The sequence below is a fragment of the Mesorhizobium sp. M1E.F.Ca.ET.063.01.1.1 genome (assembly GCF_003998155.1).
Classification (GTDB): Bacteria; Pseudomonadota; Alphaproteobacteria; order Rhizobiales; family Rhizobiaceae; genus Mesorhizobium.
Genome location: NZ_RZSC01001588.1, coordinates 1 through 466, shown reverse-complemented (window position 1 = coordinate 466; position 466 = coordinate 1). Strand labels below are relative to the sequence as shown.

The 466-nt window shown below is 66.3% G+C and carries 1 pseudogene; it reads left to right on the top strand.

The annotated features are described in order from the left end of the window. Positions 1-466 (top strand): annotated as a pseudogene (locus EOA29_RS39930) (ribonuclease R); the annotation flags it as partial.

The window sequence follows — 466 nt, the reverse complement described above, 5'->3', positions numbered from 1 at the left end:
CACCAGGGCCAAGGTCAAGGACGACTACCGGCCCTCGCGCGACGAAATCCTGCGCTACATCGCCGAAAATCCCGACCGTTCCGGAAAACGCGAGATCGCCAAGGCTTTCGCGTTGCGCGGCGAGGACCGCATCTGGCTGAAGGACCTGCTGCGTGACCTTCGGGACGAAGGTCTGCTGACGAAGGAACGCAAGCGCCTCACCCGCGCGGGCGCCCTGCCCCATGTCGCCGTGCTCGACATTGTCGGCCGCGATGCCGACGGCGTGCTTCTGGCCAATCCGAGCGAATTTACCGGCCCCGGCTCGCCCCCTGTCATCGCCATTCGCATTTCGCGCGGCGCCACTGGCCCGGTTCCCGGCATCGGCGACCGCGTGCTCGCCAAGACCTTCCCGACCGAGGATCCTACCGGCCCTGCCTATACCGGGCGGGTGATGAAGATCTTCGAGAAGCGCAGCGAAGCAGCTGTC